The sequence below is a fragment of the Streptomyces sp. CB02414 genome, assembly GCF_001905385.1.
Lineage (GTDB): Bacteria > Actinomycetota > Actinomycetes > Streptomycetales > Streptomycetaceae > Streptomyces.
The window spans coordinates 254,493-277,374 of sequence record NZ_LIPF01000007.1 but is presented as its reverse complement, the minus strand read 5'-3'; the positions used below and the strand labels follow the sequence as shown (position 1 = coordinate 277,374).

At 71.6% G+C, this 22,882-nt stretch carries 22 protein-coding genes and 1 pseudogene; 12 read left to right on the top strand and 11 right to left on the bottom strand.

Annotation, left to right across the window (positions count from 1 at the left end; translation table 11 throughout):
- Positions 1-46 precede the first annotated feature (46 nt).
- Positions 47-1,045 (top strand): MerR family transcriptional regulator, encoded by a 999-nt coding sequence (locus AMK11_RS23610; protein WP_073730014.1) that lies wholly within the window; start codon positions 47-49, stop codon positions 1,043-1,045.
- A gap of 150 nt (positions 1,046-1,195) precedes the next feature.
- On the opposite strand, the pseudogene AMK11_RS39250 reads toward AMK11_RS23610, so the two are convergent.
- From AMK11_RS39250 to AMK11_RS23595, 4 genes and pseudogenes are all read right to left on the bottom strand, one after another.
- Positions 1,196-1,482: pseudogene (locus AMK11_RS39250) on the bottom strand (polyprenyl synthetase family protein); the annotation flags it as partial.
- A gap of 109 nt (positions 1,483-1,591) precedes the next feature.
- Complete coding sequence (locus AMK11_RS23605) at positions 1,592-2,965, bottom strand: cryptochrome/photolyase family protein (RefSeq protein ID WP_073730013.1); 1,374 nt, start codon at positions 2,963-2,965, stop codon at positions 1,592-1,594.
- A 43-nt stretch (positions 2,966-3,008) separates the two neighbouring features.
- A complete protein-coding gene (locus AMK11_RS23600) occupies positions 3,009-4,580 on the bottom strand; it encodes an SDR family oxidoreductase (protein ID WP_073730327.1) in 1,572 nt (523 codons plus the stop codon).
- A gap of 147 nt (positions 4,581-4,727) precedes the next feature.
- A complete protein-coding gene (locus tag AMK11_RS23595; RefSeq protein WP_073730326.1) occupies positions 4,728-5,291 on the bottom strand; it encodes a GNAT family N-acetyltransferase in 564 nt (187 codons plus the stop codon).
- 221 nt (positions 5,292-5,512) lie between these two features.
- Between AMK11_RS23595 and AMK11_RS23590 the strand changes: the two genes are divergently transcribed.
- Positions 5,513-5,968, top strand: coding sequence for a hypothetical protein (locus tag AMK11_RS23590; RefSeq protein ID WP_073730325.1), 456 nt, complete (start codon positions 5,513-5,515; stop codon positions 5,966-5,968).
- A gap of 176 nt (positions 5,969-6,144) precedes the next feature.
- Here AMK11_RS23590 and AMK11_RS23585 read toward each other — a convergent pair whose 3' ends face one another.
- Positions 6,145-6,822, bottom strand: coding sequence for a response regulator transcription factor (locus AMK11_RS23585; RefSeq protein WP_073730012.1), 678 nt, complete (start codon positions 6,820-6,822; stop codon positions 6,145-6,147).
- Positions 6,823-8,004, bottom strand: a complete 1,182-nt coding sequence (locus AMK11_RS23580; protein ID WP_073730011.1) for a sensor histidine kinase — start codon at positions 8,002-8,004, stop codon at positions 6,823-6,825.
- A gap of 235 nt (positions 8,005-8,239) precedes the next feature.
- Here AMK11_RS23580 and AMK11_RS23575 point away from each other — a divergent pair, with 235 nt between their 5' ends.
- Positions 8,240-9,742: an alpha/beta hydrolase gene (locus AMK11_RS23575; RefSeq protein WP_073730010.1), complete on the top strand. Its 1,503-nt coding sequence runs from the start codon at positions 8,240-8,242 to the stop codon at positions 9,740-9,742.
- Between the two features lie 14 nt (positions 9,743-9,756).
- On the top strand, positions 9,757-10,410 hold the full coding sequence (locus tag AMK11_RS23570; RefSeq protein ID WP_073730009.1) for a hypothetical protein: 654 nt from the start codon (positions 9,757-9,759) through the stop codon (positions 10,408-10,410).
- Between the two features lie 29 nt (positions 10,411-10,439).
- Here the strand turns inward: AMK11_RS23570 and AMK11_RS23565 are convergent, their stop codons facing one another.
- A complete protein-coding gene (locus AMK11_RS23565) occupies positions 10,440-11,045 on the bottom strand; it encodes a dihydrofolate reductase family protein (protein ID WP_073730008.1) in 606 nt (201 codons plus the stop codon).
- Positions 11,046-11,416: 371 nt separating this feature from the next.
- Between AMK11_RS23565 and AMK11_RS23560 the strand changes: the two genes are divergently transcribed.
- From AMK11_RS23560 to AMK11_RS23545, 4 genes are all read left to right on the top strand, one after another.
- Positions 11,417-11,959 (top strand): GNAT family N-acetyltransferase, encoded by a 543-nt coding sequence (locus AMK11_RS23560; RefSeq protein ID WP_073730007.1) that lies wholly within the window; start codon positions 11,417-11,419, stop codon positions 11,957-11,959.
- A gap of 68 nt (positions 11,960-12,027) precedes the next feature.
- The gene (locus AMK11_RS23555; protein WP_073730006.1) at positions 12,028-12,711 is read left to right on the top strand and encodes a hypothetical protein; all 684 of its coding nucleotides are present in this window, start codon (positions 12,028-12,030) and stop codon (positions 12,709-12,711) included.
- Positions 12,712-12,767: 56 nt separating this feature from the next.
- On the top strand, positions 12,768-13,430 hold the full coding sequence (locus AMK11_RS23550) for a VOC family protein (RefSeq protein ID WP_073730324.1): 663 nt from the start codon (positions 12,768-12,770) through the stop codon (positions 13,428-13,430).
- 135 nt (positions 13,431-13,565) lie between these two features.
- Complete coding sequence (locus AMK11_RS23545; protein WP_079187648.1) at positions 13,566-13,967, top strand: hypothetical protein; 402 nt, start codon at positions 13,566-13,568, stop codon at positions 13,965-13,967.
- 30 nt (positions 13,968-13,997) lie between these two features.
- Here the strand turns inward: AMK11_RS23545 and AMK11_RS23540 are convergent, their stop codons facing one another.
- Positions 13,998-14,738 carry an AraC family transcriptional regulator gene (locus AMK11_RS23540; protein ID WP_073730004.1) on the bottom strand — a complete coding sequence of 247 codons (741 nt, stop codon included), beginning with the start codon at positions 14,736-14,738 and terminating at the stop codon, positions 13,998-14,000.
- Positions 14,739-14,792: 54 nt separating this feature from the next.
- Here AMK11_RS23540 and AMK11_RS23535 point away from each other — a divergent pair, with 54 nt between their 5' ends.
- On the top strand, positions 14,793-15,995 hold the full coding sequence (locus AMK11_RS23535; RefSeq protein ID WP_073730003.1) for an MFS transporter: 1,203 nt from the start codon (positions 14,793-14,795) through the stop codon (positions 15,993-15,995).
- 94 nt (positions 15,996-16,089) lie between these two features.
- Here AMK11_RS23535 and AMK11_RS23530 read toward each other — a convergent pair whose 3' ends face one another.
- The gene (locus tag AMK11_RS23530) at positions 16,090-17,562 is read right to left on the bottom strand and encodes an extracellular catalytic domain type 1 short-chain-length polyhydroxyalkanoate depolymerase (protein ID WP_073730002.1); all 1,473 of its coding nucleotides are present in this window, start codon (positions 17,560-17,562) and stop codon (positions 16,090-16,092) included.
- A 212-nt stretch (positions 17,563-17,774) separates the two neighbouring features.
- Between AMK11_RS23530 and AMK11_RS23525 the strand changes: the two genes are divergently transcribed.
- A complete protein-coding gene (locus AMK11_RS23525) occupies positions 17,775-18,431 on the top strand; it encodes a hypothetical protein (RefSeq protein WP_073730001.1) in 657 nt (218 codons plus the stop codon).
- A gap of 14 nt (positions 18,432-18,445) precedes the next feature.
- Here AMK11_RS23525 and AMK11_RS23520 read toward each other — a convergent pair whose 3' ends face one another.
- Positions 18,446-19,882 carry a transcriptional regulator gene (locus AMK11_RS23520; RefSeq protein ID WP_079187647.1) on the bottom strand — a complete coding sequence of 479 codons (1,437 nt, stop codon included), beginning with the start codon at positions 19,880-19,882 and terminating at the stop codon, positions 18,446-18,448.
- A gap of 175 nt (positions 19,883-20,057) precedes the next feature.
- On the opposite strand from AMK11_RS23520, the gene AMK11_RS23515 reads away from it, so the two are divergent.
- Positions 20,058-20,681, top strand: coding sequence for a hypothetical protein (locus AMK11_RS23515; RefSeq protein WP_073729999.1), 624 nt, complete (start codon positions 20,058-20,060; stop codon positions 20,679-20,681).
- Positions 20,682-20,848: 167 nt separating this feature from the next.
- Here AMK11_RS23515 and AMK11_RS23510 read toward each other — a convergent pair whose 3' ends face one another.
- Positions 20,849-21,781 carry an EamA family transporter gene (locus AMK11_RS23510; RefSeq protein WP_241847056.1) on the bottom strand — a complete coding sequence of 311 codons (933 nt, stop codon included), beginning with the start codon at positions 21,779-21,781 and terminating at the stop codon, positions 20,849-20,851.
- A 73-nt stretch (positions 21,782-21,854) separates the two neighbouring features.
- Here AMK11_RS23510 and AMK11_RS23505 point away from each other — a divergent pair, with 73 nt between their 5' ends.
- Positions 21,855-22,766, top strand: a complete 912-nt coding sequence (locus AMK11_RS23505; protein WP_073729998.1) for a LysR family transcriptional regulator — start codon at positions 21,855-21,857, stop codon at positions 22,764-22,766.
- Positions 22,767-22,882 lie beyond the last annotated feature (116 nt).

Below are 22,882 nucleotides of genomic sequence, written 5' to 3'. Positions count from 1 at the left end.
GAGGACGCAGACAACACGCGTCGTTTGTGCGTCGTATGGTGGCCGGATGGACCCGAACAAGCCGCAGGCCGACGGCGCGAACGGGCCGCGCGGCGCCGGACTTACCACCGGCGAGGTCGCCAGGCGGCTGGGCGTGGCGCCGACGACGATCCGCTCCTGGGACCGCCGCTACGGTCTTGGCCCCACCGCTCACACCGGTGGCAGGCACCGCCGCTGGACCCCCGGGGACCTGGCACGCTTGCAGCGCATGTGCGCTCTGACCGCCACCGGACTGCCGCCGTCCGAGGCCGCCCGCCTGGCCTTGGACGAGGAGGGCGCGGGTAGGCCGCTGCCCTCGGACGGCGCGGCTCCTGACACTCGGCCGGCGGCCCGTGCCCGTAGCCGGGCCGGGGCCGGCCTCGGGCTCGGCGACGTGCGCCAGGAGTGCAAGGGGGTCGCCCGCGCGGCCCTGCGGCTGGACGCCACCGCCCTGGACGCACTCCTGAGGGACGCGATCGAGCAGCACGGGCTGGTCGCGGCCTGGACGGAGGTGATCATGCCGACGCTGCAGGCGGTCGGCCGGAAGTGGGAGAACTCGGGGGAGCGGTACGTGGAGGTCGAGCACTTCCTGTCCTGGCACGTCTCCTGCGCCCTGCGGCCGCGAACGCCGCCGGTGCCCGCCGATCGCTCAGGGGTCTTGACGGTGCTCGCCTGCGTGCCCGCGGAGAACCACACACTTCCCCTGGAGGCGCTGGCCGGCGCGCTGGCCGAACGCGGCCTTCCCGTGCGCATGTTCGGCGCCGCGCTGCCCGCCGAGTCGCTCGTGACCGCCGTACGGAGAACCGGGCCTGCGGCCGTGGGCTTGTGGGCGCAGTCGCGAACCACGGCCAGCCGTCCGCTGGCCCAGCACGTCTCGGCGATCGAGTGGGGCGTGCGAGGCGCCCGCAGGAAGCCGGTCGTCCTGACGCTCGGTCCCGGCTGGGCGGGACAGACCTCGCCCGGTCTGCCGCGTCCCGCCGGGCTGGCGGAGGCGGTCGCGGCGGTGGAGGCGGCCGTGCGCGGGTGAAGCGACGCCCCGCCGGGAATGACCCACCAACCACCGCCCGGCCGCACGGAGTGGGCAGCGGCACCGTTCTCACGCGGCCTCACCGGCCCGCGCCCCCGTCCGTTCCAGTTCGCGCGCATCCGGCACACGGCATCGTCGGACACGGACGGCGCGCCCGGAGCGAGCAGGGTCACCGAAGGTGCCGAGGAGGTCGTCCCGCCGCCGGCCAGTACCGCCCCGAGCGCCAGCGGACGCTCGACCGTGTACAGGGCGGTCTTGAGAGTGGCGACGTCCACCGCCTCGTCGACACCGGACGCACGGGTCGCCCGCGCGTGGAGGTCCGGTACTGGCCGGCGACCGTCTCGCCGCGCACGGCCCTGCCATGCGCGGTGCAGTCGCGCCCCGTACGGCGAGCCGAGTGCCGTCTCGGTCAGCAGGTCGTCCGCCCAGGCGAGGGCTCCCCGCATGCACAACCTCTTCTCGCTCTCGTCGCTCCCGGTCACCCGCACACCAGTGGTTCGTCCGAGTAGCCCTGCTCGGGCGCGTCGGGCACGGCTCTGCGGCGGCTCAGTCGCGACCGCGGGCGTGTCTGAAACGTGCGAGCCCTTCGGAGAGGTCGATCAGCGGCCCGGGGTAGTCGAGGCGGGCCCGCACGTTCTGGGGGAGCCGCCAGGGTTCGTGCACGAACCGGTCGTCCACGTCGCTCAGCTCGGGGACCCAGCGGCGTACGTAGGCTCCTCGCGGGTCGAAGCGTTTGCCCTGGACGACCGGGTTCAGAACCCGGTGCGGACGGGTGTCCGTGCCCGTGCCGGCGGCCCACTGCCAGTTGAGCTGGTTGTTGACGATGTCGCCGTCGACGAGGAGGTCGAGGAAGTGCCGGGCGCCGATCCGCCAGTCCACGTACAGCGTCTTGGTCAGGAAGCTCGCCACCAGCAGCCGTGCCCGGTTGTGCATCCAGCCCTCGTGGCGGAGCTGGCGCATGGCCGCATCGACCACCGGGTAGCCCGTCCGGCCCTCCCGCCACGCGGCGATGTCCTCGGCCGCCTCCTTCTCGGTCCGCCAGCGGTCGTGCCTGGTGCGGTAGTCCCGTGCGGACGCCCCGGGGCGCGCCGCCAGCACCTGATGGTGGAAATCGCGCCAGCACAGCTGCCGTACGAACGCTTCCGCCCCGGGCCCACCGTGCGCGCGGGCCCGCTGCACGAGTTCCGACGCGGACAGGGTGCCGAAGTGGAGGTGGGGCGACAGCCTGGACGTCGCGTCGCCGGCCAGGTCGTCGTGCCGTTCCTCGTACGCGGCCATCCCCGACCGTGCCCATCGGGAGAACCACTCCCTGCCCGCCTTCTCCCCGCCCGCCGGCAGACCCGGCGAGAGGCCGGGCAGCGCGTCGCGGGACGGAAGCGGCTCGCCACGCACTCCGTCCGGAACGCACACGGTGCGCGGCGGCGGGCAGACCTCCCGCAGCCGCTGGACGGACCAGCGGCGGAAGTAGGGGGTGAACACCGCGTAGTGGTCGGAGCCGGTGGGCGTGACCTGCCCCGGCGCGACGGCGGTGGTCACGGCGTCGTGGACGTGGAGGGCCACGCCGAGCGATTCGAGGTGACCGCGCAGCCGCTCCTCCCGACGGCGACCGTAGCCCGTCACCGCTTCGGCCATGTGGACCCGCGTCGCACCGCACTCGGTGGCGACCGCGCCGACCTCCCGGTCGACCGGGCCGCTGCGCACGACGAGTCGGCCGCCGCGCCGCCTCAGCGACGCGTCCAGGGCCGCGAGGCAGTCGGCGAGGAACGCGGCTCGGTTCGGGGCGTCGAAGCCCGCCGCGTGGATCCCGGGATCGCGGACGAAGAGCGGGACCACCTCGTCGGCCGCCGCGAGCGCGGCGCGCAGCGGCGGATGGTCGTGCAGGCGGAGGTCGGCGGTGAACAGGACGACCGCGCGGGTCATGTCGTCGCTCCTGGTGTGGCGAGGGGAGTACCGCGGCGGCCGTTCACTGACGACGGCCCTTCGGGGAGCGGGAGCGCCCGGCGTGGTCGTTGCCCGCCGCGGGCCCGCGTGCGCTCATCCCCTTGGCGGCGGCCTGGGCGATGTTGCGGGCCATGCCGCCGAAGACGACCGCGTGGAACGGCGAGACACTCCACCAGTAGGCGTGGCCGAGCAGGCCGCGGGGATGGAACAGGGCGCGCTGGCGGTAGCGCGTGCGACCGCCGGCGTCCGTCTCGGCGTACATCTCCAGCCAGGCCAGTCCGGGCAGCCGCATCTCGGCGCGCAGTCGCAGCAGACGGCCGGGCTCGATCTCCTCGACCCGCCAGAAGTCCAGGGAGTCACCGACCCGCAGGCGCTCCGCGTCGCGGCGGCCGCGGCGCAGGCCGACCCCGCCGACGAACCGGTCGAGCCAGCCGCGGACCGCCCAGGCGAGCGGGAAGGAGTACCAGCCGTTGTCGCCGCCGATGCCTTCGATGACCTTCCACAGCGAGGCGCGGGGCGCGTCGACCGGCAGGTGGCGTTCGTCCCGGTAGAGACTGCCGCCGGCCCAGTCGGGATCGGTGGGCAGCGGATCGCTGGGGGCGCCGGGCACGGCCGCGGACGACCAGCGGGTGGCCACCTGGGCGTCCCGGACCTTGCGCAGCGCGAGTGCCAGGGCCTCGTCGAAGGGCAGCGGACGGCCCGGCGGGTCGGGCACGTAGCGGGCGATGTCGTGCTCGTGGCAGACGACCTCGTGGCGCAGCGACTCGGTCAGGGGACGGGCGATGGAGGCGGGCACCGGCGTGACCAGGCCCACCCAGTGGCTGGAGAGCCGTGGGGTGAGGACCGGCACCGGCACGATGAGCCGTCGCCGCAGCCCGGCGACGGCCGCGTAGCGGCCCATCATCTCCCGGTAGGTGAGGACGTCCGGCCCACCGATGTCGAACGCCCGGTCGACGTCGGGCGGCATGCCGGCGGCACCGACGAGGTAACGGAGTACGTCCCGGACGCCGATCGGTTGTGTGCGCGTGTGCACCCAACTGGGGGTCACCATCACGGGCAGGCGCTCGGTGAGGTAACGCAGCATCTCGAACGAGGCCGACCCCGAACCGATGACGACCGCCGCCCGCAGCACCGTGGCGGGCACCGGTGCCTCCAGGAAGATGCGCCCGACCTCGGCCCTGGACCGCAGATGGGGCGAGAGGGAACGCTCGGGTACGCCTGCCGGGGTGAGTCCGCCCAGGTAGACGATCCGTCGGACGCCGGCGGCGTGTGCCTGCTCGGCGAAGATCCGGGCGGCCCGGCGGTCGGTGTCCTCGAAATCCGATCCCGAGCCGAGCGCGTGCACCAGGTAGTAGGCGACGTCGATCCCGCGCATGGCCTCGGCGACGGACGCGGCGTCCGTGACGTCACCGCCGACCGTCTCGGCGTCCCGCGCCCAGGGGTGGTCGCGGAGCTTGCCGGGGGAGCGGGCCAGGCACCGGACCCGGTGACCGGCCCGCAGCAGTTCCGGCACCAGCCGTCCGCCGATGTATCCGGAGGCCCCGGTGACCAGGCAGTGCGGCCGTTCGCCGTCCGCCTGTCCGTCCTTGTCCACCACGAGCGTTCCTCCCACGCGTCACATGCGGCTTCCCATTCATGTCCGATCATGAACGCACCGGTGTGACCCTGCCTGTCGCGGTGCGGACCGCTTACGCGACCACTTCGGCGGACAGGGGCGCTGTGGATGCACGGCTTCCCGGGTTCAGTTCGGCATGGTCGACGGCTGCCACTCACGCCTGATCAACCCGTACACCCACGTGTCGGAGACGTCGCCGTCCACGATGCACTCCTCCCGCAACGTCCCTTCACGAACGAAACCGATCTTCTCCAGCACTCGGGCGGACGCGACGTTGCGCGTATCGGCCTCCGCCTGGACCCGGTTCAGGTCCAGTGTGTCGAACCCCCACCGCAGCAGGGCGTGCGCGGCCTCCGGCGCGTAGCCGTGGCCCCACATGGCTTCGTCGAGGCAGTAGCCCAATGAGGCGCTGCGGTAGTCCGGGTTCCACTCGGTCAGGGAGCACCAGCCGACGAAGGCACCGTCAGCAGCACGGTCGATGGCCACCCGGGCCCCGGTGCCCTCGTCCGCGACCTTCTGGCACATCGCGAGGAAGCGCTCGGAGCGGGCCCGTTCCTTCCACGGCGGGGAGTCCCAGTAACGCATCACGTGGGCGTTGCTGTGCAGCGCGAAGAGGGAGTCGGCGTCGGCGTCGGTGAAGGGGCGCAGCCCCAGGCGAGGGGTGTGCAGTATGGGGGTGGCCAAAGTCATGCGCACCATCTTGTGTCCTCAGGGGCGGCGAGAACACCGAATTATCCGGCCCTGACCGGACCGTCGTAGCCCGCGTGACACTTGTCCTGCAGTGGCATGCCTCCTCCGCATCGAGGGACGCCCCCGCGAGGCAGCTGACGAGCTCACTGCAGGTTCTCGCCGGTCCACACCTGCGACCTCGCGGGGCGGAGCATGAGGGAATGAGGTGGGAGGATGTGCCGATGGGGAAGACCGAAAGCGACGGTGAGGCCGTCCAGTACGTACGTTTCCAATCGCCGCACCGGAACAGCCTAGGCCACTTCACCGGCGTGTTCGGGCTTGTCAACAATCTGGCGAGGGAGGGAAGGCTCTCGGACGCACAGGAGTCCTTCCGCCGCAGCAACAACAGTTGGTACGACTCCGCGTACACCGACCCCTCGACCGTCGACCCCGACGTCTACGACGACGAGATCAACCCCGGTGCGGCAGCTTGGTTTAAGCCGTCCGCCACTCACCTCCTCGCCCGTGTCCCCGGCTATCTGGAGATCCTTTCCGCACACGGCGTCGACTGCCGGACCCTGCGTTCCACAGACCCGGGGCGGGTCGTCTACGAGGACGACGTGCAGATCGTGGTCGTGCCCCACGCACCGGGCGCGACTGCCGCCCACGAGGGCGCCGGCGGACTCCGGGGCCGGTGAAACGGCGGGCGTCCTGGACGCCCGGCTACCCGGGCCGGTGCCGCTACGGCCGATGGCAGGCCCGGCTGCGCCGGCACACGCCGCCCGCCCTGATCACCTGGGGCCGCAACGGCCCCTTCTTCACGGAACCCGGTGCCCGCGCCTACCTGCGGGATCTGCCCGTCCTGGAACGCCGGTCACTCCTCGGCGTCGCGGACCACGAGCGCGATCTGCACCCGGTTGTCGACCGCCAGCTTGGCGAACAGGCTGCCCGTGTGGGCCTTGACGGTCGCGACGCTGATGCACAGCCGCTGGGCGATCTCCGGATTGCCCAGTCCGTCGGCGATGGCCCGGGCGGTCTCGAGTTCCCGTTCGGTCAGTGCGGCGAGCCGTGCCCGTGCGGCCTCGCGCGACGAGCTGCGGGCGTGAGCGGACCGCGGACCGGTGGCCGCGGCGATCACCCGTGCCGTGGCCGCCGGGGACAGCACCGGCTCGCCGTCCGCGACGGTCCGCACCGCGTCGAGGATCCGCGCCGGCTGGGTGTCCGCGAGCACGAACCCGAGGGCCCCGGCACGCAGCGCGCCGAGCACCAGGTCGTCGGAGTCGAACGTGGTCAGCATCAGTACCCGCGGCGGCGCCGGTCGGGTGAGGAGTTCGCGGGTCGCGCTGAGACCGTCCCGGCCGGGCATGCGCACGTCCATGAGGACGACGTCCGGCCGCTGCTCGTCGACCACGGTGATCGCGGCGTCCCCGTCGGCCGCCTCCGCCACGACGGTCAGGTCCGGTTCACCGTCGACGACGAGCCGCAGCGCCATGCGCACCAGCTCTTCGTCGTCGACGATCACGACACGCACCGGCTCCCGCTCGCTGTCCACTCAGGTGTTCCTCTCGTGCGTGGGGTTCGGCCAGGGCAGCCGTGCCGTGAGGACGTACCCGTTGTCGGATGTGGGGTGGTGGTCCAGTTCACCGCCGGCGAGGCCGACCCGCTCGGTGAGACCGAGCAGGCCGAATCCCGACGCCGGTGGCCGCGGGCTCTTCGCGGTCGCCGGGGAGTTGCGGACGCTGACGCCGAGACCGCCGCCCGCGCGTCCTTCGACCATGACGTGCACCCGCGTGCCGGGGGCGTGTTTGGCGGCGTTGGTCAGACCTTCCTGGACGATCCGGTAGCAGGTCCGTCCGGCGACGTCGGACGGTGTCCCCGTCACGGTGGTGGTGAGGGTGACGTCGAGTCCGGACGCGCGGGCGTCGGCCACCAGGTCGGGGACGCGGTCGAGGGACGGTTGGGGTGGTTCCGGGCGGTCCGGGTCGGCCCGGAGCACGCCGAGGACACCCCGCAGTTCCTCCAGGGCCTGGTGGGAGCCGTCGGCGATGCCGCGAACGAGCACGCGGTTCTCCTCCGCCGCGAGGTCGCTGCGGTGGTCCAGCACTCCGGCCTGCATGGCGACCAGGGAGATCCGGTGCGCGAGCACGTCGTGCATCTCGCGGGCGATCCGGTTGCGCTCCAGGGCGCGGGCCCGGTCCGCTCGTGCGGCCTGTTCCCGTTCCGCGCTCTCCGCCCGTTCCCGCAGGGACCGCACTTCGACACGCCGGGCACCGACGGCCAGTCCCGCCGCCACCGCGACACCCGCGGTCAGCGCCGGGAACGCGAGCTGGAACCACAGCGATCCGGGCGGCCTCGCGACCGGGTAGAGCCCGACGGCGAACTGCGACGCGGTCACGAAGGCCGACGAGACGACCGCGATCTCCACCGGGCGGCGACGGGCGGAGAGTGACGCCAGCGCCAGGAGTGCGGCGCCGGTGGCGAGTGCGGACGCGGGCGAGGCGATCGCGACCGTCAGCGCGACGGCGAGCGGGAACCGACGCCGCCACAGCAGCGCCGTCAGACACCCGAGAGCCACCAGCGGATCGCCGACGCGGAACCAGGAACCCGGATCGGCCTCCTGCCACCGCAACAGCACACCGACGGAGAGCCAGGTCGGAACGCCCACCGCCGCGGCCGCCGCCAGCCGCCAAGTCTGCTGCCACCCCCCGAGCCGTGGCGCCACGTCTGTATTCACCCCGCCATTGTCGCGAAAACGCACGGCCGGTGAGTCAGACCGGAGGCCGACGTGTCCTTCGACCAGAGTCGAATGCCCCTCCCGACTTCGGACGAGTACGACTCCGGCCGCCGGGCCGATGTGCCGGCCGGCGCCGCACGGGCAGACTCGTCGAGCCGTCCGGGACGACGATCGGTTTCCCGCCCGCCCCCGCACCCCGCCTGTGCGCCTCGTGCCCACCTCAGGAGGACGTCCGATGCACCGAACCCTGTCCCTCGCCCTCGCCGCCACCGCGATGGCGACGACCACGATCCCGGGAGTGTCGGTCGCGGCGACGCCAGGTTCCGTGCGGTGGGGTCCGTGCTCGGAGAAGGCAGCACCGGCGAAGGCAGCACCGGCGAAGGCCGCAGAACCCGCCGGCGCGCCCGCCTCGCCCACTCTGGAGTGCGCGACATTCGAAGTCCCGCTGGACTACCGGGATCCGCACGGCCGGCAGATCGAGATCGCGATCTCCCGGCTGGCGAGCCGGGAGCCCTCCCGACGCCGCGGCGTGCTCCTGACCAATCCGGGCGGCCCCGGCATCACGGCCCTCGGCTACCCGGCCGTCCTCGCCGCCACCGGGCTGCCGCAGCAGGTGCTGGACTCCTACGACGTGATCGGCTTCGACCCGCGAGGCGTCGGCCGCAGCACACCGGTGACCTGCGACCTGACGCCGGAACAGCAGGCACGCGGCAACGTTCCGCCGTACGCGCACACCGCCGCCGACGTCGCGCGGGAGGCACCGAAAGCGCGGACCGTCGCCGAGCAGTGCGCCGGCTCACGGACAGCCTGGATGATGCCGCACACCACCACCGCGAACACGGCCCGGGACATGGACCGCATCCGGGCGGCGCTGGGCGAGCCGAAGCTCTCCTACCTCGGCGCCTCCTACGGCAGCTACCTCGGTGCGGTGTACGCGACGATGTTCCCGAAGCGCGGCGACCGGATCGTGCTCGACAGCAACCTGGGCCCCGGCGGCTACGACGTCACGGCCATGCGGTTGCTCGCCCGCGGAATGGAGGACCGGTTCCCGGACTTCGCGGCCTTCGCCGCCGCGCACCCCGAGTACGGCCTGGGCACCACACCCGAGCAGGTGAGGGCGAAGTTCTTCGAACTCGCGGCGCGGCTGGAGACCGAGCCCGTCCAGGGCTTCGACGCGACGTCGTTCCGAGGCTTCACCTTCGACCGCCTCTACAGCGACGCGGACATGCCCCTGGTGGCCAAGACCTGGCAGGCACTCGACACGAACCAACCGCCGCCGCCCACCCCGCCGTTCCCCGGCATGGAGAACTTCATGTCGGCCCGCTTCTCGGTGATCTGCGGCGACAGCCGCTGGCCGCGGACGGTACGGGAGTACCAGCGCAATGTCGCGGCAGACCGGCTGAGGTACCCGATGCTGGGTGGAGCCACGGCCGGAATCGGACCGTGCGCCTTCTGGCCCGACGAACGGGCCGAGCCGCCGGTGCGCATCGGCGACCGCGGCCCGTCGAACGTGCTCATGGTGCAGAACGAGCGCGATCCGGGAACACCCCTGGCCGGCGCCCGGAAGCTGCGGCGGGCTTTCGGGGCCCGGGCCACGATGGTGACGGCCGACCAGGGTGGGCACGGCGTCTACCCCTTCGGCCCCAACACCTGCGCGAAAGACGCGGTGACGGCGTTCCTGACCGACGGGCAGCGCCCGCCCCAGGACCTCGCCTGCGCGCCGGAACCGGTCGAGTGACGGGAGTACGAGGCATGTTCGACAAGTGGCGGCATCGTCGGGCCGTGCGGCGGGTCGAACCGGGCGACGGGCGACCCTTGAAGCGCTTCCGCTGGTGGCAGACGCTCACCCGCGCCCTGTTCCACCTCGAGTTGACCGACGACGGCGGCCGTCGGACGGTCTACACCGTCGACGTCAGGCATCAGAATCGGTCGGAGGGCCACGTCAGGGCCCACCTGTACCTCGACGGCAGGCACCACGCCGCGTCCAGAGTCCCCGCCGTCTTCCCCGTCCGGGGCGGCACCGTCGAGGTGAGGACGAGCGCCTTCGGGCTCAAGCGTTGCCACTACGTCACCGCCGAGGGGACCGCACACCGACTCGTCCCGGACCCCGCCTCCGCCGAGGGACGCCGCGCGCGCCTCGACCGCGCCCACCCCGCACTGAGCCGCTGCACGGGTTTCCTCTCGTCGACCGTGCTGGGCATCGGTCTGGCTCTCCTGGTCCTCCAGCTCGCCGAGCAGATCACGCGTTCGCCGGAGGGCGTCGCCCAGTACGTCGGCACGTTCACGTCGCCCATCGACCTGCCGGCCTGGGGCACCGCCGTCGTAGGGTTCACCACCGTGGCGGCCAGCACGGAACGGGCGCTGCGCCTGCGCTACCACTGGCTGCTCGACGGAGGGGCGGGCTGACCACCGCGGTGTGCCGAGCGGGCACCTTGTCAGTAGCTGTCGTAGCCGGGCTCGCCATTCGGCCGGTAGACGCCGACCACGGTGCCGCCCTTCGTCGTCGAGACGCTGACCGGCTCCAGCGCAGTGGGGACGGCTCCGTCGGCGAACAGACGCTTGCCCGTGCCGATGATCACCGGATGGATGGTCAGCCGGTACTCGTCGACGAGGCTGTGTCGCATGAGGGTCTGGGCGAGGTCGCCGCTGCCCACGACGTTGATGCCGCCGCCCTCGGACGCCTTCAGCTTGCGTACGGCATCGACGATGTCGCCGCTCAGCAGCGTGGAATTCTGCCACTCGACGGAGGTCAGGGTCCGGGACGCCACGTACTTGTGCATGCTGTTCATCCGGTCGGTGAACGGGTTGGCGGGATCGGCGGTCGGCCAGTACGACGCGAAGATCTCATACGTCCTGCGGCCGAGCAGCATCGCGTCGGAGTGCTGGTACCAACCGGCGATGGCCGTGCCGACCTCGTCGTCGGCCACCGGCTTCTGCCAGCCGCCGTGCTCGAAGCCGCTCTGAGCGTCCTCGTCCGGACTGCCCGGCGCCTGCATGACGCCATCCAGTGTCAGGAACGTGCAAACGATGATCTTGCGCATGGTGGGCTCCCTTCGTCGATGGGGTAGACCGCGGAAACGCCGGACACTCATCGGCGGAACGTCCGCGTGTTGAGGAGGTTGGCGTCGAGCGCGGCGGCAGGGCGAAGCCCTGGTATCCAGAGGTGCCTGGCGCACATCGTCGTAGCGGGTGACCAGACAAGCGGATCTGCCCCGGCCATCGATTCCGGCAGGACCGCGATGCACCCCGCGCATGACGGTCGGCCCCAGCGGCTCTCGCCTGCTTCCCCGAGCGATCCCGACCCGGTGCCTAATTGCCTCGCGCACGAGCCGTCCCGCGATCTATCCTCGCGGCCATGACATCACACGGTGCACCCGCAGGCTCCCGGGTCGGTCCCGCCAGTGCGGGGCTGGTGATCCGGCAGGAGACCCCGGACGATCACCGAGAGGTGCGCGAGGTTCATACGCGCGCTTTCGGTGACAGCGTTCGGGTTCCCGGGCTCGTGGAGGCGCTTCGCGTTGCGGAGGCCGCATTGGCGCCCATGTCCTTCGTCGCCGTCGTTGATGACCGGGTCGTCGGGCATGTCCTGCTGAGCGCGACGCGGTTGGACGCTCCGCGCCGGATCGTGGACGTCCTGTCGCTGTCACCGCTGGGCGTGGTCCCGGAGTTCCAGCGCCAGGGGATCGGTACGCGGCTCGTCGCCCACGCTCTCCAGGCGGCCGACAGTCAGGGTGTGCCGTTGGTGTTCCTGGAGGGCTCGCCGCGCTACTACGGCACGCGCGGCTTCGAGCCCGCGGGCGCTGTGGGCTTCCGTTCGCCGTCGCTGCGTATCCCCGACGCCGCGTTTCAGGTTGCCCGGTTGTCCGCGCACGAACCATGGATGTCGGGCACTTTCGTCTACTCGGAGGCCTTCTGGGCCTTGGACTGCGTCGGCCTGCGCGACCCCGATGCCTGAGGGATGCGACGCGACATGATCTTCCGGGCTGACACAGTGGCGGACGTCCAGGTCGTCCGGCGAACGCCATGAGCGATGTCGTACGAGCTTGGTCCCGTATCGAGAACTGGCTCCAGCAGCACCAGTGCACCGCCGACCTCGATGCCCTGTATCCCCCGGTCTCTCAAGAGGCCCTCCGGTCCCTCAAGGACGCCGTCCCGTATCCGCTTCACCCGCAATTGGTGCAATGGCTCGGAATTCATGACGGTGCCCTGCGAGAGTGTTCCATCTGGCCGTTCCGGTACTCCCCGATCAGGGCGGAGGGGATGGAGGACGGGCCACAGTGGTTCGGGGAGATGTTCGAGGAATTCCGTAGCGCGTTCACGGATGACGGGCTGGAGCCCGAAGGGCCCGAAGGGCCGTGGGACCCGCCGAACGCGTACGAGTTCTGGGTTCCCCTCGCGGTCACCAACACCGGGGAGTACCTCGCGGTCGATCACCGGCCCGGCGACACCTACGGAACGGTCCGGGAGATCGACTGTGAAGGCTCCGACGCATGGGGCATGATCCTTTGGGAGAACCTGGCGAGCATGTTCGCCGAGATCGCGGACGGTCTCGAATCCGGCTCGGGTGTCCGGGGGAGCGGGCGAACGTACCGGCACGTTCCCCAAGTGATCGAAGTCCCTCCGACCATCACCGTGCCAAGCATGTTCGCGGTGCCCGTGGTGATCGACGGAGAGCCGGTGTATCGCCTCGACTGGCGGATCGAGTGACTTCGGCGGACGCGCACCGCGAATCCGGTCTCGGTGCGTTGTGCGAGTTCTGCTGGATGGACGTCAAGACGCACGATGTGCCGGGCACGGAAGCCTTCTTCTCCGCTGTGCTGGGGTGGCGCTTCGCCGTGGAGGAAAGCGACTGGCGCCGAGCGACCAAAATCCTGGCCGACGGCCATCAGATCGGCGGCGTGAGCGACCTCAGCTCTCCGCTCTATCCGCCGGGCACTCCTGCGCACATCGCCTACTACCTGGCCGTCGATGACGTCGAGGCCCGCACGGAAGCCGCCACCGCGGCCGGTGCCCAACTCGTGCTCGCGCCGTTCGATGCCGGGAACCAGGGCCGCATCGCCACCCTGATCGATCCCGTGGGCGCGGCCTTCTCCCTGTGGCAGACACATCCCTCCAACCGATGGTCTCCGTCGGCGCGCACACCCCAGCGCATGGTCCTTGCCTGCCCCCGCCCCGAGCAGGCCCGCCGCTTCTACCGGGACATGCTCGGCACAGTCCCCAGCTGCGCCGACTTCGTTGCGACGCACGGCCCCGAGGAGCCCGCACCTCGCTGGGAGCTCGTCGTCGCCGTCGACGACCCGGACGCCGTGGCGGCCCGCGCACGCGGTGTGGGCCACCGGATGCCGGACGGTCCCGATCACGCCGGCGAGCAGCGGCTGACCAGCCCGGACGGACTGACGCTCCGCATCCGGGCTGTTGCCGCGTGAACCGCAGGAAGGGAGCGGCTGCCAGGAGTCGGTGTGTCCAGGTGCGGTTGCCGTCCTCCGTGCTCGCGCAACGGGGGTCCTGACCGGCCAAGGGCTCCTTCGGGCCGGCCCGTGCGGCGCTCATAGGATGTACGGATGCTGAAGCTGTTACGGAGAAGCCGCCGGGTGTGGGTCGCCGCCTTGGCGGTGATGTGCGCGGCCGGTATCACCGCCACCGCCGCACTGACCAGCTCCCCGGCGCCCGACCCGCAGCCCGACAGACGCGAAGAGACCGTCAGCGCCGAGTGCGCCGAGTACATCGCGGACGTCGAGAGGCAGTTGGACAAGGCCCAGGAGGAGGGTCAGGACGAGGGTCTGGTGTTCACCCGAACCCGGGTCGGCGCGGACGACTGCGGCGACGAGCTCCGCGACCACTTCGTTGTCAGTGCCGAGGCGGACCCGAAGCCGCGGCCTGCACCTCCACGGGTGTACTCCTCCTGTCTGGCGGTCGACACCGTGCCGGTACCCGCGGGCGGCGACCCGTGCGACGGCCGTTGAACATCAGCACGCTGTCCCGGCCGGCGGCGGTCACCGCGCGTGCGTCCCCGGGGTGTGGCCGAACGCTCGGCGGAACACGTCGATGAAGGCGCTGGTGGACGACCACCCGCACTCGTTCGCGACCTGGGCCACGGGCGTGTGCTCGGCCAGAAGTACCAGCGCCCGGTGCAAGCGCAGCTGAGTGCGCCACTGAGGGAAGGTCATCCCGAGGTCCCTGCCGAACAGGCGGGAGAGGGTGCGATCGCTCGCCCCGACCTCCCGGCCCAGTTCGGCGAGGGTGCGGTTGTCCGAAGGGTCGGCGCGAAGGAGGTCGCAGAGCGCGCGCAGCAACGGGTGGGACGGGGTCGGCAGGTGCAGGGGCTGGTGCACCGAGATCCGCAGCTGGTCGAGGAGGACGCCGCGCAGTCGCGTCGACTCCGGGCTTCCGTGGTCCTCGGTGCGGGTGTGGGCGATGATCAGTTCGCGCAGCAGCGGACTCACCGCGAGCACGGCGGGGACGTCCAGGCGCAGGGGGTTTTCCCGCGCGGGCAGCCCGACCAGGTGCAGTTCCAGGTCACCGTGTGCCTGATGGGCGTGGACGGTGCCGGCCGGAACCCAGATGGCGCGTGTCGCCGGGGCGACCCAGGAACCGGCGCCGGTGGACACGGTCAGTACTCCCCGGCCCGCGTAGACGATCTGGTGGTCGTCGTGACGGTGCGCGTCGATCTCCCCACCGGCGGCCAGGCGCTGGGTACGGGTGGGAGCCACAGGTGTATGGCGGACTTCCGTCATTGTCTGGCAGTTTATCGGAAGCGCGACGTGCCGAGCACGACACAGGATGACGAGGTGCGAAGAAACCGCTCGATCACTCTGCTGTCCGTCGGGCACGGCTGCGTCGATGTCTACCAGGGGGCCGTTGCCGCCCTCGTGCCCTTCTTCGTCTCCGAGCGCGCCTACAGTTATGCCGCCGTCTCGGGGATCGTGCTCGCGGCCTCGTTGCTGTCCTCGGTGGCTCAGCCTCTCTTCGGCGTGCTCACCGACCGCCGGGCCGGAACCTGGCTGCTCCCGGTCAGCACCCTGCTCGCGGGTCTGGGCATCGCACTGAGCGGGCTGAGCGAGTCGTACGTCCTCACGCTCACGGTCGTCGCGGTTTCCGGGATCGGAGTGGCGGCGTACCACCCCGAGGCCGCGCGGGTGGCCAGGGTCGCCGGCGGCGGCAGTCACAGCGCGATGGGATGGTTCTCGCTCGGCGGCAATCTAGGCTTCGCGCTGGCGCCGCTCACCGTCGCCGCCGTGGTAGCCGTCGGCGGGCTACGGCTGACACCGCTGCTCCTGCTGCCGGCCGCGGTCGGTGCCGCGCTGTGCCTGCCCGTGCTGCGCACACTGGAGTCCCGGTTGTCCGACACGGCCAAGCCCTCCGTGCGGACGCGGGACGACACCGCGTCGTTCGTGCGGCTCTCCCTGGCCGTGGTGTGCCGCTCCATCGCGTTCGTCGGCCTCAGCACGTTCATCTCGCTCTACGCCGCCGAGCGCATGGACGGCAGCAGGAACGCCGGCACGGCCGCGCTGTTCCTGCTGTACCTGGGAGGTGCGGTCGGCAGCGTTCTCGGCGGTTGGCTGGCCAACCGCTGGGACCGGGTCCGAGTCTCGCGCTGGTCGTACCTGGCGACCGCCGCATCGATCGCCGGACTGGTCCTCGTCCCGGGACCGTCCCTCTACGCGTTCGTCGTCCTGACCTCGGTCGGACTGTACGTCCCCTTCTCGCTCCAGGTGACCCTCGGTCAGGACTATCTGCCCTCGCGGATCGGCACCGCCAGTGGTATCACGCTCGGACTCACCGTGAGCATCGGCGGCTTGAGCAGCCCGGTCATCGGCACGCTGGCCGACCGGACGACACTCCAGACGGCCCTGACCCCGCTGATCCTGATGCCTGTGCTGGCCTGGCTGCTGTTCAGAACCCTGTCGGAGCCCTCCCTGCCGCCTCAGTCCGTCGCCACGGTGCCGAAGGGGGAAGACGCCGACGCCGAAGACTCTCCTTCCCGGAGGTGACATCTCAGAATGTCGCAGTCGGCACCATCGTTCGGCGCCACGCCGGGGACCGCTCGCCTGGCCGCGCAGTGCCTGAGTCGCCCCTCATCCGCCGTCAGGCTGGACACCCGTCGTCGGCGATCACGTAGTGGCCGGGCGCGGTCTGCTGAAGGGTGTGGATGGTGAACGTGTTCCACAGTCCCATGGCCTGGCCGGAACCCTTGGCGAAGGTGAGGCCGCCGCTCGCGTAGGCCCTTCCGGCCGTGGTGTGGTCGTAGTTGCTCGCCGTGTGGCACGTGGGCGTGTACCCGCTGGTGGTCGCGGTGACCGCCGGGGAAGCCGCGCCGGCCGTGCCCGCGGAGTCGGCGGCGGCCACGGTGTAGCTGTAGGTGGTGCCGGTGGCCAGGCCGGTGTCGGTGTAGTGGGAGGACGAGGTGGTGCTCACCTTGGTGCCGTTGCGGTGGACGGTGTAGGAGGTCGCTCCGGCGACTGCTTCCCAGGCCAGGGCGACGGTCGTGTCGGTGGTCGCGGTGACGGTCAGCCCGGCGGGGGCGGGCAGCGTTCCCGGATTCTCGCCGCCGTCGCCGTCGAGGCCCCAGAAGTGGGCGGTGTGGTAGCTGGAGCAGATGGTGTCGAGGTAGTAGCTTCCGGCGGTGCCGCACTGCTCGGCTCCGCTGCCGGGGTCGACGGCGAGTCCGTGGGCCATGCCGGAGACCGAGTACACCTCGACCGCGGGCCGGCCGGACGCGTCGTCGTACGTCGTCACGGTGGTGCCGCCGGTGAGGTTCCGGGTGTCGGAGGGTGTCTGCCCGATGCCCCACACATTCGTCCACTGGTCGCGCAGTTCGGTGGCGTTGGCGGGCCGGACGGTGGTGTCGGCGGTGCCCTGCCAGATCGTCACGCGCGGCCAGGAGGCGGTGCCCGCGGGGGCGGCGGAGCGCACGAGGTCTCCCCACTGCGCGGGCGTCCTGTCCGGTGGGCTGTACATGCAGGTGTAGGCCGCGGTCAGCGCCTCGGCGCAGCGTGCGGGCAGGCCCGAGGCGATTGATCCGCCGTCGAAGATGTCGGGGTAGGCGGCGAGCATGTTGGCCGTCATGCCGCCGCCGGCCGACAGGCCGGTGATGTAGACGCGTCCGGGGTCGCTGCCGTACTCCGCGACCGCCTTGTCGGCCATCTGCTTGATCGACAGGGCCTCGCCCCGACCGCGGGTGCTGTCGCCCGCCTCGAACCAGTTGAAGCAGGAGTTGGCGTTGTTGGCGCTGCTCGTCTGGGGGTAGACCACCGCGAATCCGTAACGGTCGGCGAACGTGGACCAACCCGAGTGGGCGTGATAGTCGCTCGCGCTCTGTGTGCAGCCGTGCAGGGCGAGAACGAGTGGAGCACCGGCCGGGAGGGCGTCGGGTACGTACGCGTGCATGGACAGGTTTCCGGGATTGGTGCCGAACCCGGAGACCTGCGTCAGACCCGCGGCGGACGCCGGTGGGCCGACCGCGAGGAGGCCGGCGGTGAGGGCCAGGGCACCCGCCGCCGCAGCGGCCCAGCGGCGGATACCCCCGGCGAGGCGGCGCGGAAGGTGCGGATGTGACATGGGACTGTCTCCTGAGGAGTGCGGGTCACGTGGGTGAGCCCGGGGGTGGTGGGATTCCGCACTTCGCGCGGTGTTGCATCGTCCGGCGCCCGATGCCCCATTGGCATGGTCCCGACGTCCAGCGCTGCCGAGGGTCCTGTGTGACGGCCGCCCATGGCCGCGCAGGTGACCGGTCGTGTATGGCGCCGGCGCGTAGAGGATACGGTGCTGTCATGTCTCGATCAGTCGAATCCGGTTCAGCCCTGTCTCCGGTCACCGCGGACGACGTCGACCTTGCCGTGCGGCTCGCCGTGGGCACCCTTCGGGGCGCACCCCCGGAGAGGTGGGGCGGTAAGGCGGGTTCGCTGGAGTGGGACTGCTGGGAGACAGTCGAGCACATCGCCAACGACCTGTTGTACTACGCCGTGCAACTGGGGCCGCAGAGCCCGCCGCTGGACACCCACGTACCTTTCGCGTTGAGCCGGAAGAGGCCGGAAGGGCCCATGGTCTTCGCCCACGCGGAGCGTGATGCGGGTCCCGCCGGCCTGCTGCAGGTGCTGGAGGCGTGCGGCGCGCTACTGGTCGCCATGGTGCGTACGACGCCGTCCCGGGTCCGCGCCCACCACGCCGCCGGAGTGTCGGACCCCGAAGGGTTCGCGGCACTCGGTGTGCAGGAAACGCTGGTGCACATGCACGATGTGACGGAAGGCCTCGGGCTTGCCTGGACCCCGCCCTCCGCGCTCTGCTCGCGAGTGCTCACCCGTCTCTTTCCGGAGGCGCCGGGCGGCGCGGATCCCTGGCGCACCCTGTTGTGGGCCACCGGCCGCGCCGAGCTGCCGGGACACCCCCGTCTCACCACGTGGCGCTCGGACAGTACACCGCGGTCATAAGGAGCGGACCGGACTTACCCGTAGGGCGCCCACCGGCGATCCAGGGTGTCGTACCTGTACCGGGGCAGGCCGTCGATGGCGCTGGTGCGAAACGGGCGGCCGTCGTCGTCGATGCGCACGGTGCCCTTGCGGCCCTGGGAGGACCAGTCCAGCTCCAGGTACCAGCGGCAGTCGCACGAGCTGGTCCCGGCCGTGACCAGCAGCACCTCGGGGTCCTTCGCCGAGACACGGTAGGGCATGCGCACGGCCGGGATCGGCGTGCCGGAGTCGTTCCCGGCGACCGCGCGGGCGATGGGGCGGTCCTTGTCCAGGTCCACGGCGAAGTACCGGGGAGTGACCGAGCCGCCGCAGCCCTGGTCCATGGCGTAGGCGTTGCCCTCGGCCGGCGCCGTACGGCCGGCCACGCGCACGCGCAGTGCCTCCAGCACGACGGCCGTCTCGCTGCGCCCCTGCACCGACAGCTGCACGAGCGTTTCGCGACCGTGCGCCGCGTTCTGCGTCGCCGCCCAGGGCGCCGCGTCCTGCGGGGCGGGGGGCGGGGGTACCTGGCTCGGCGGCTTGTCGATGACGTAGTCGTGGCCGCAACCGAGTTTCCACTCCTGGGAGTTGACGGACCAGGTGAGCGGCAGCCCGGCGGGCTGTTCGCCGGGGGGCGGGGCGGATGTCGCGCCGGGCGGGCGGGAGGCGCCCGGCTCGTTCTGCGGGGTGGCGGTGCCCGGAGGCCGCTCGGCGGTGGGGGTACCGCTCGGGCTGGGTGAGGCGCCCCGTCGCTCAGAGGCCCTGGCCTCCGCCGTACCGGACACCGTCGGACCGGCGCCCCGTGCAGGGCCGTCGGCGGAGGCCCGCCGCCCGTCCGGCAGCGCGGACAGGGTCCCGAGCGTCGCGAGTACGGCACAGACGGAGGCCAGCCCGACCACGAGACGTCCGCGGCGGTACCAGGGGCGGTGCGGAAGCGGAAGCGGGGGCGTGAGGGAAGGGGCACGACGCGTCGCCGACGTCTCGGCGACCGGGCCGTTGGTGGCCTCCACCGCTGGGTCCGGTCCGTCGTCCGCCGTGTCGTTCACCGCTCCCGCCGCCGTGGCGTCGGGCGGGGTCTTCGCCGCGCCCGCCGTACGAGGCCGGCGACGGGCTGCCACTGCCAGGAGCCAACGGCGGTGGAGTTCCAGGCGCTGCTCCGACGTCGCCCCGCACAGGGCCGCGAAGCGTTCCACGGGGGCGAAGCCGAGCGGCACCGCGTCGCCCGCGCAGTAGCGGTGGAGCGTCGAGGTGTTCATGCCCAGACGGCGGGCCAGCGAGCCGTAGCTCCGGTCCGTGCGCTCCTTCAGCGCCCGCAGCAGTGCCGCGAACTCGGCCACCTCGTCGATGCCGTCGCCGTCGTCCTGTGCCGACACAGGTCCCCCCGGTCCTCGTACGACCCCGCCCGGCCCGGGACGGCATCCCAGGCACTCCATGTACCTGCACGTCAGACGGGCTGGGATGGTTCCACCGTGCCCGATCGGCCGTCGGCTGTTGCGTCCGGCCACTGTGACCGCGGATGCTCTTGGTGTCGCACCGGCCAGGCCCGGGCCGACCAGCCGGCCTCGCCGCGGCATCCACGTCCATGCACTCATCCACGGGGGAACATCCATGTCCCTGCGCATCCGAACGAGCGCTCTCACCGCACTCACCGCCGCCGCCCTCACGGCAGGCACGGTCCTCACGGCACCTGCCGTCGGCGCCGCGCCGAAGACCGCCGCGCCCAAGTTCCTGTCGGCGACCCAGCTGCCGCCGCACCCGACGTCGTCCTGGACCGCCGGGCCGGTCACCGACGGGTTCCCGGAGGAACTCGGCCTCTGCGTGAGCACGGAGGGCGTGCCCGCCTACGACTACCGGCACCGGCAGTTCTGGACCGACCTGGACACCAGCGCCGTGCAGTTGACCGTCGTGACGGGCACAGCCGCCCAGGCCAAGGCCCTGGCGAAGCACTACGACGACCTGATCCGCACCTGCGCCGACCGCATCGAGGAGTCCTCGCCCGACGTCGAGGCCGAGGGCCGGGACTACGGCAGGATGCCGGTCGAGGAGGGCGCCCGCGTCCGCGGCCTGCACACCGAGACGTCGTGGGGCGCCACCGACATCGCCCTGCTGTCGGTCGGGCGGGACGGCAGGACCGTCACCGTCGTGCGGTGGGGACAGATGGGCGACTTCGGGAACGCGCCCGTGGCCGCCTTCAAGAAGACCACGAGCACGGCCGTCGACAAGCTGTACTGACCGGGCCGGCCACCGGAATGCGCCCGGGGCCGTCCTCCCGCCACGGGGGTCGGGAGGACGGCCTCCGCATGGGGCGTGCACCACCCCGGACGCCGGGGGAGTGGGAGATGCCCCGGGACGTCACCATGCCCGTGGTGGAGCGGCAGCGTTCCGCTGGTGCCGGTGCGCTATTCGGTGTGCTTGGACCGGGCCCGACACGTCTTGACCGGCGGCGTATCCCTGCCGGCGGGCGTGCCGACCGAGTGGCTCGGCCCTGGTCGCACGGGTGGGCTTTCGGCTTGCCGACGGGTCACTGTCCCCGCACTGGCCGCGCCCACGCACATCAGGGCCGTCCACTGCACCAGCTTCAGGTCTTCGTCGAGGACCAGTACTCCCGCGAGGCCCGCGCTCGCGGGCTCCAGACTGGCCAGCAGGCCCACTGTCCTCGTCGGAAGGCGCCGCAAAGCTGCCAGCTCCAGTGAGTACGGAAGCACGGCCGACAACACCGCCACCACAGTCCCGGTCAGCAGGACCTGGGGGGTGAGCAGGTGCGTTCCTTGCTTCACCACGCCCAGCGGCACGGTCAGCGCCGCTGCCCAGGTCAACGCCAGGGCGAGCGCCCCGCCACCCCTGTTCCGGGCCCCTGCCTGCTTGCTCAGCAGCAGATACGCGGCCATGCAGGCTCCGGAGGCCAGCGCGAGAAGCACGCCGTCGAGCGGAAATCGGAAGCCGAGTGGGGCGTAGAAGAGCCACACACCGACTCCGGCCAGGACGGCGCAGCCCGCGTCGAGGAGGCGGCGCGAGGTGAGCAGCGCCAGGGTGACGGGCCCGAGGAGTTGGAGAGCGCTGGCCAGGCCCAAGGGCAGGAGTGTCAACGCGGGGTAGATCAGGTTCATGCCCGCGATGGCCGTACCGAAGCCGAGTATCACGCCTGCGTCGGTACGGCTGCTCGGCAAGGAAGGGCGGTAGAGGAGCAGCAGAAGCACTGCGGCCAACCCGAGGCGCAAGGCCACCGCTCCAGAGGCTCCGACCGTGCCGGAAAGCTCTTTGCCCACGGCCTGCCCGAACTGGATGCTCAGCACACTCCCCAGCATCAGCGCAGGGGCGGGAAGTTTGGTCATGTCTTCAGGTTTGACGGCAGAAGCCTCCACGTCCAGCGAAGATTTCCGCGGGTAACCTTTTAGGCTTCACTGCATGATCGACCATCGTCTGCACGTGTTGCGGGCACTCGCTGAGCACGGGACGGTGACCGCCACCGCCGCCGCACTGCACCTGACCCCCTCGGCCGTCTCCCAGCAACTGCGGTTGCTGGCCCGTGATCTCGGTGTGGAACTGCTACAGCCCGAGGGGCGGCGCGTGCGGCTGACACCGGCCGCGCACATCGTGCTCCGGCACGCCGACGCGCTACGGCTTCAATGGGAAGCGGCCCAGGCCGAGCTGGCCCAGCAGAGCGAGGTCGTCCGGGGCACGCTGCGGTTGTGCGGCGTCTCCTCCGCACTCGCCACGCTCGCCGCACCGGCCGTCACCGCTCTGCGAACAACACATCCTCTGGTGCAGCCGTTGGTGACCGAGGAAGAGAGCACCGAGTGCTACCGGATGCTGCTCGCGGACGAGGCGGACATAGCCCTGGTACTGCCCGGACCGGAGGCGCCACCCGTCACCGACGCCCGATTCGAGCAGACACCGTTGATGACCGACCGCCAGGACCTGCTGGTCGCTGAGAACCACCGGCTTGCCCGACCCGAAGGAGTACGGCTCGAGGAAGCGGCCGACCAGGCGTGGATCGTGAAGAAGCACAACAACGACTCCTACCCCCTGCTGCTGGCGGCGTGTACAGCCGTCGGCTTCAGCCCGCGCATCGTCCACCAGGTCAAGGAGTGGTACGCGGTCTCCTCGCTCGTCGCGGAAGGGTTGGGCGTCTGCCTCCTGCCGCGCATCGTGCCGCTGCCCCAGCATCCCGTGGTGCGAGTCCCCTTGCTGGGCGAATCAACTCCCGTACGGCAGTTGCTCACTGCGGTGCGGCGCGGCAGCGCCGGCCACCCCGTGGTCGCGGCGGGTCTGGCAGCGTTGCGCGACGCGACCACGGCGTGCGCCTTCGGCGACTGACAGGCCGCCTGTCCTTCGCGCTGAGCACGGGCAGGCCATGTTGTTGTGATGCGGCGGCGGCCATCGAGACGATGCAGGCGGCGTCCGACTTCGCAGTGTCTCGCGTGTGCCGTCCC

Bases quoted from the DNA above. Each gene is read 5' to 3' on its own strand.
- AMK11_RS23570 (WP_073730009.1), top strand. From the start codon at position 9,757: ATGTTCGACAAGTGGCGGCATCGTCGGGCCGTGCGGCGGGTCGAACCG.
- AMK11_RS23520 (WP_079187647.1), bottom strand. From the start codon at position 19,882: ATGGAGTGCCTGGGATGCCGTCCCGGGCCGGGCGGGGTCGTACGAGGA.
- AMK11_RS23505 (WP_073729998.1), top strand. From the start codon at position 21,855: ATGATCGACCATCGTCTGCACGTGTTGCGGGCACTCGCTGAGCACGGG.
- AMK11_RS23555 (WP_073730006.1), top strand. From the start codon at position 12,028: ATGAGCGATGTCGTACGAGCTTGGTCCCGTATCGAGAACTGGCTCCAG.
- AMK11_RS23545 (WP_079187648.1), top strand. From the start codon at position 13,566: ATGCTGAAGCTGTTACGGAGAAGCCGCCGGGTGTGGGTCGCCGCCTTG.
- AMK11_RS23540 (WP_073730004.1), bottom strand. From the start codon at position 14,738: ATGACGGAAGTCCGCCATACACCTGTGGCTCCCACCCGTACCCAGCGC.
- AMK11_RS23595 (WP_073730326.1), bottom strand. From the start codon at position 5,291: ATGACTTTGGCCACCCCCATACTGCACACCCCTCGCCTGGGGCTGCGC.
- AMK11_RS23510 (WP_241847056.1), bottom strand. From the start codon at position 21,781: ATGACCAAACTTCCCGCCCCTGCGCTGATGCTGGGGAGTGTGCTGAGC.
- AMK11_RS23610 (WP_073730014.1), top strand. From the start codon at position 47: ATGGACCCGAACAAGCCGCAGGCCGACGGCGCGAACGGGCCGCGCGGC.
- AMK11_RS23565 (WP_073730008.1), bottom strand. From the start codon at position 11,045: ATGCGCAAGATCATCGTTTGCACGTTCCTGACACTGGATGGCGTCATG.
- AMK11_RS23605 (WP_073730013.1), bottom strand. From the start codon at position 2,965: ATGACCCGCGCGGTCGTCCTGTTCACCGCCGACCTCCGCCTGCACGAC.
- AMK11_RS23515 (WP_073729999.1), top strand. From the start codon at position 20,058: ATGTCCCTGCGCATCCGAACGAGCGCTCTCACCGCACTCACCGCCGCC.
- AMK11_RS23590 (WP_073730325.1), top strand. From the start codon at position 5,513: ATGGGGAAGACCGAAAGCGACGGTGAGGCCGTCCAGTACGTACGTTTC.
- AMK11_RS23525 (WP_073730001.1), top strand. From the start codon at position 17,775: ATGTCTCGATCAGTCGAATCCGGTTCAGCCCTGTCTCCGGTCACCGCG.
- AMK11_RS23530 (WP_073730002.1), bottom strand. From the start codon at position 17,562: ATGTCACATCCGCACCTTCCGCGCCGCCTCGCCGGGGGTATCCGCCGC.
- AMK11_RS23575 (WP_073730010.1), top strand. From the start codon at position 8,240: ATGCACCGAACCCTGTCCCTCGCCCTCGCCGCCACCGCGATGGCGACG.
- AMK11_RS23550 (WP_073730324.1), top strand. From the start codon at position 12,768: ATGGACGTCAAGACGCACGATGTGCCGGGCACGGAAGCCTTCTTCTCC.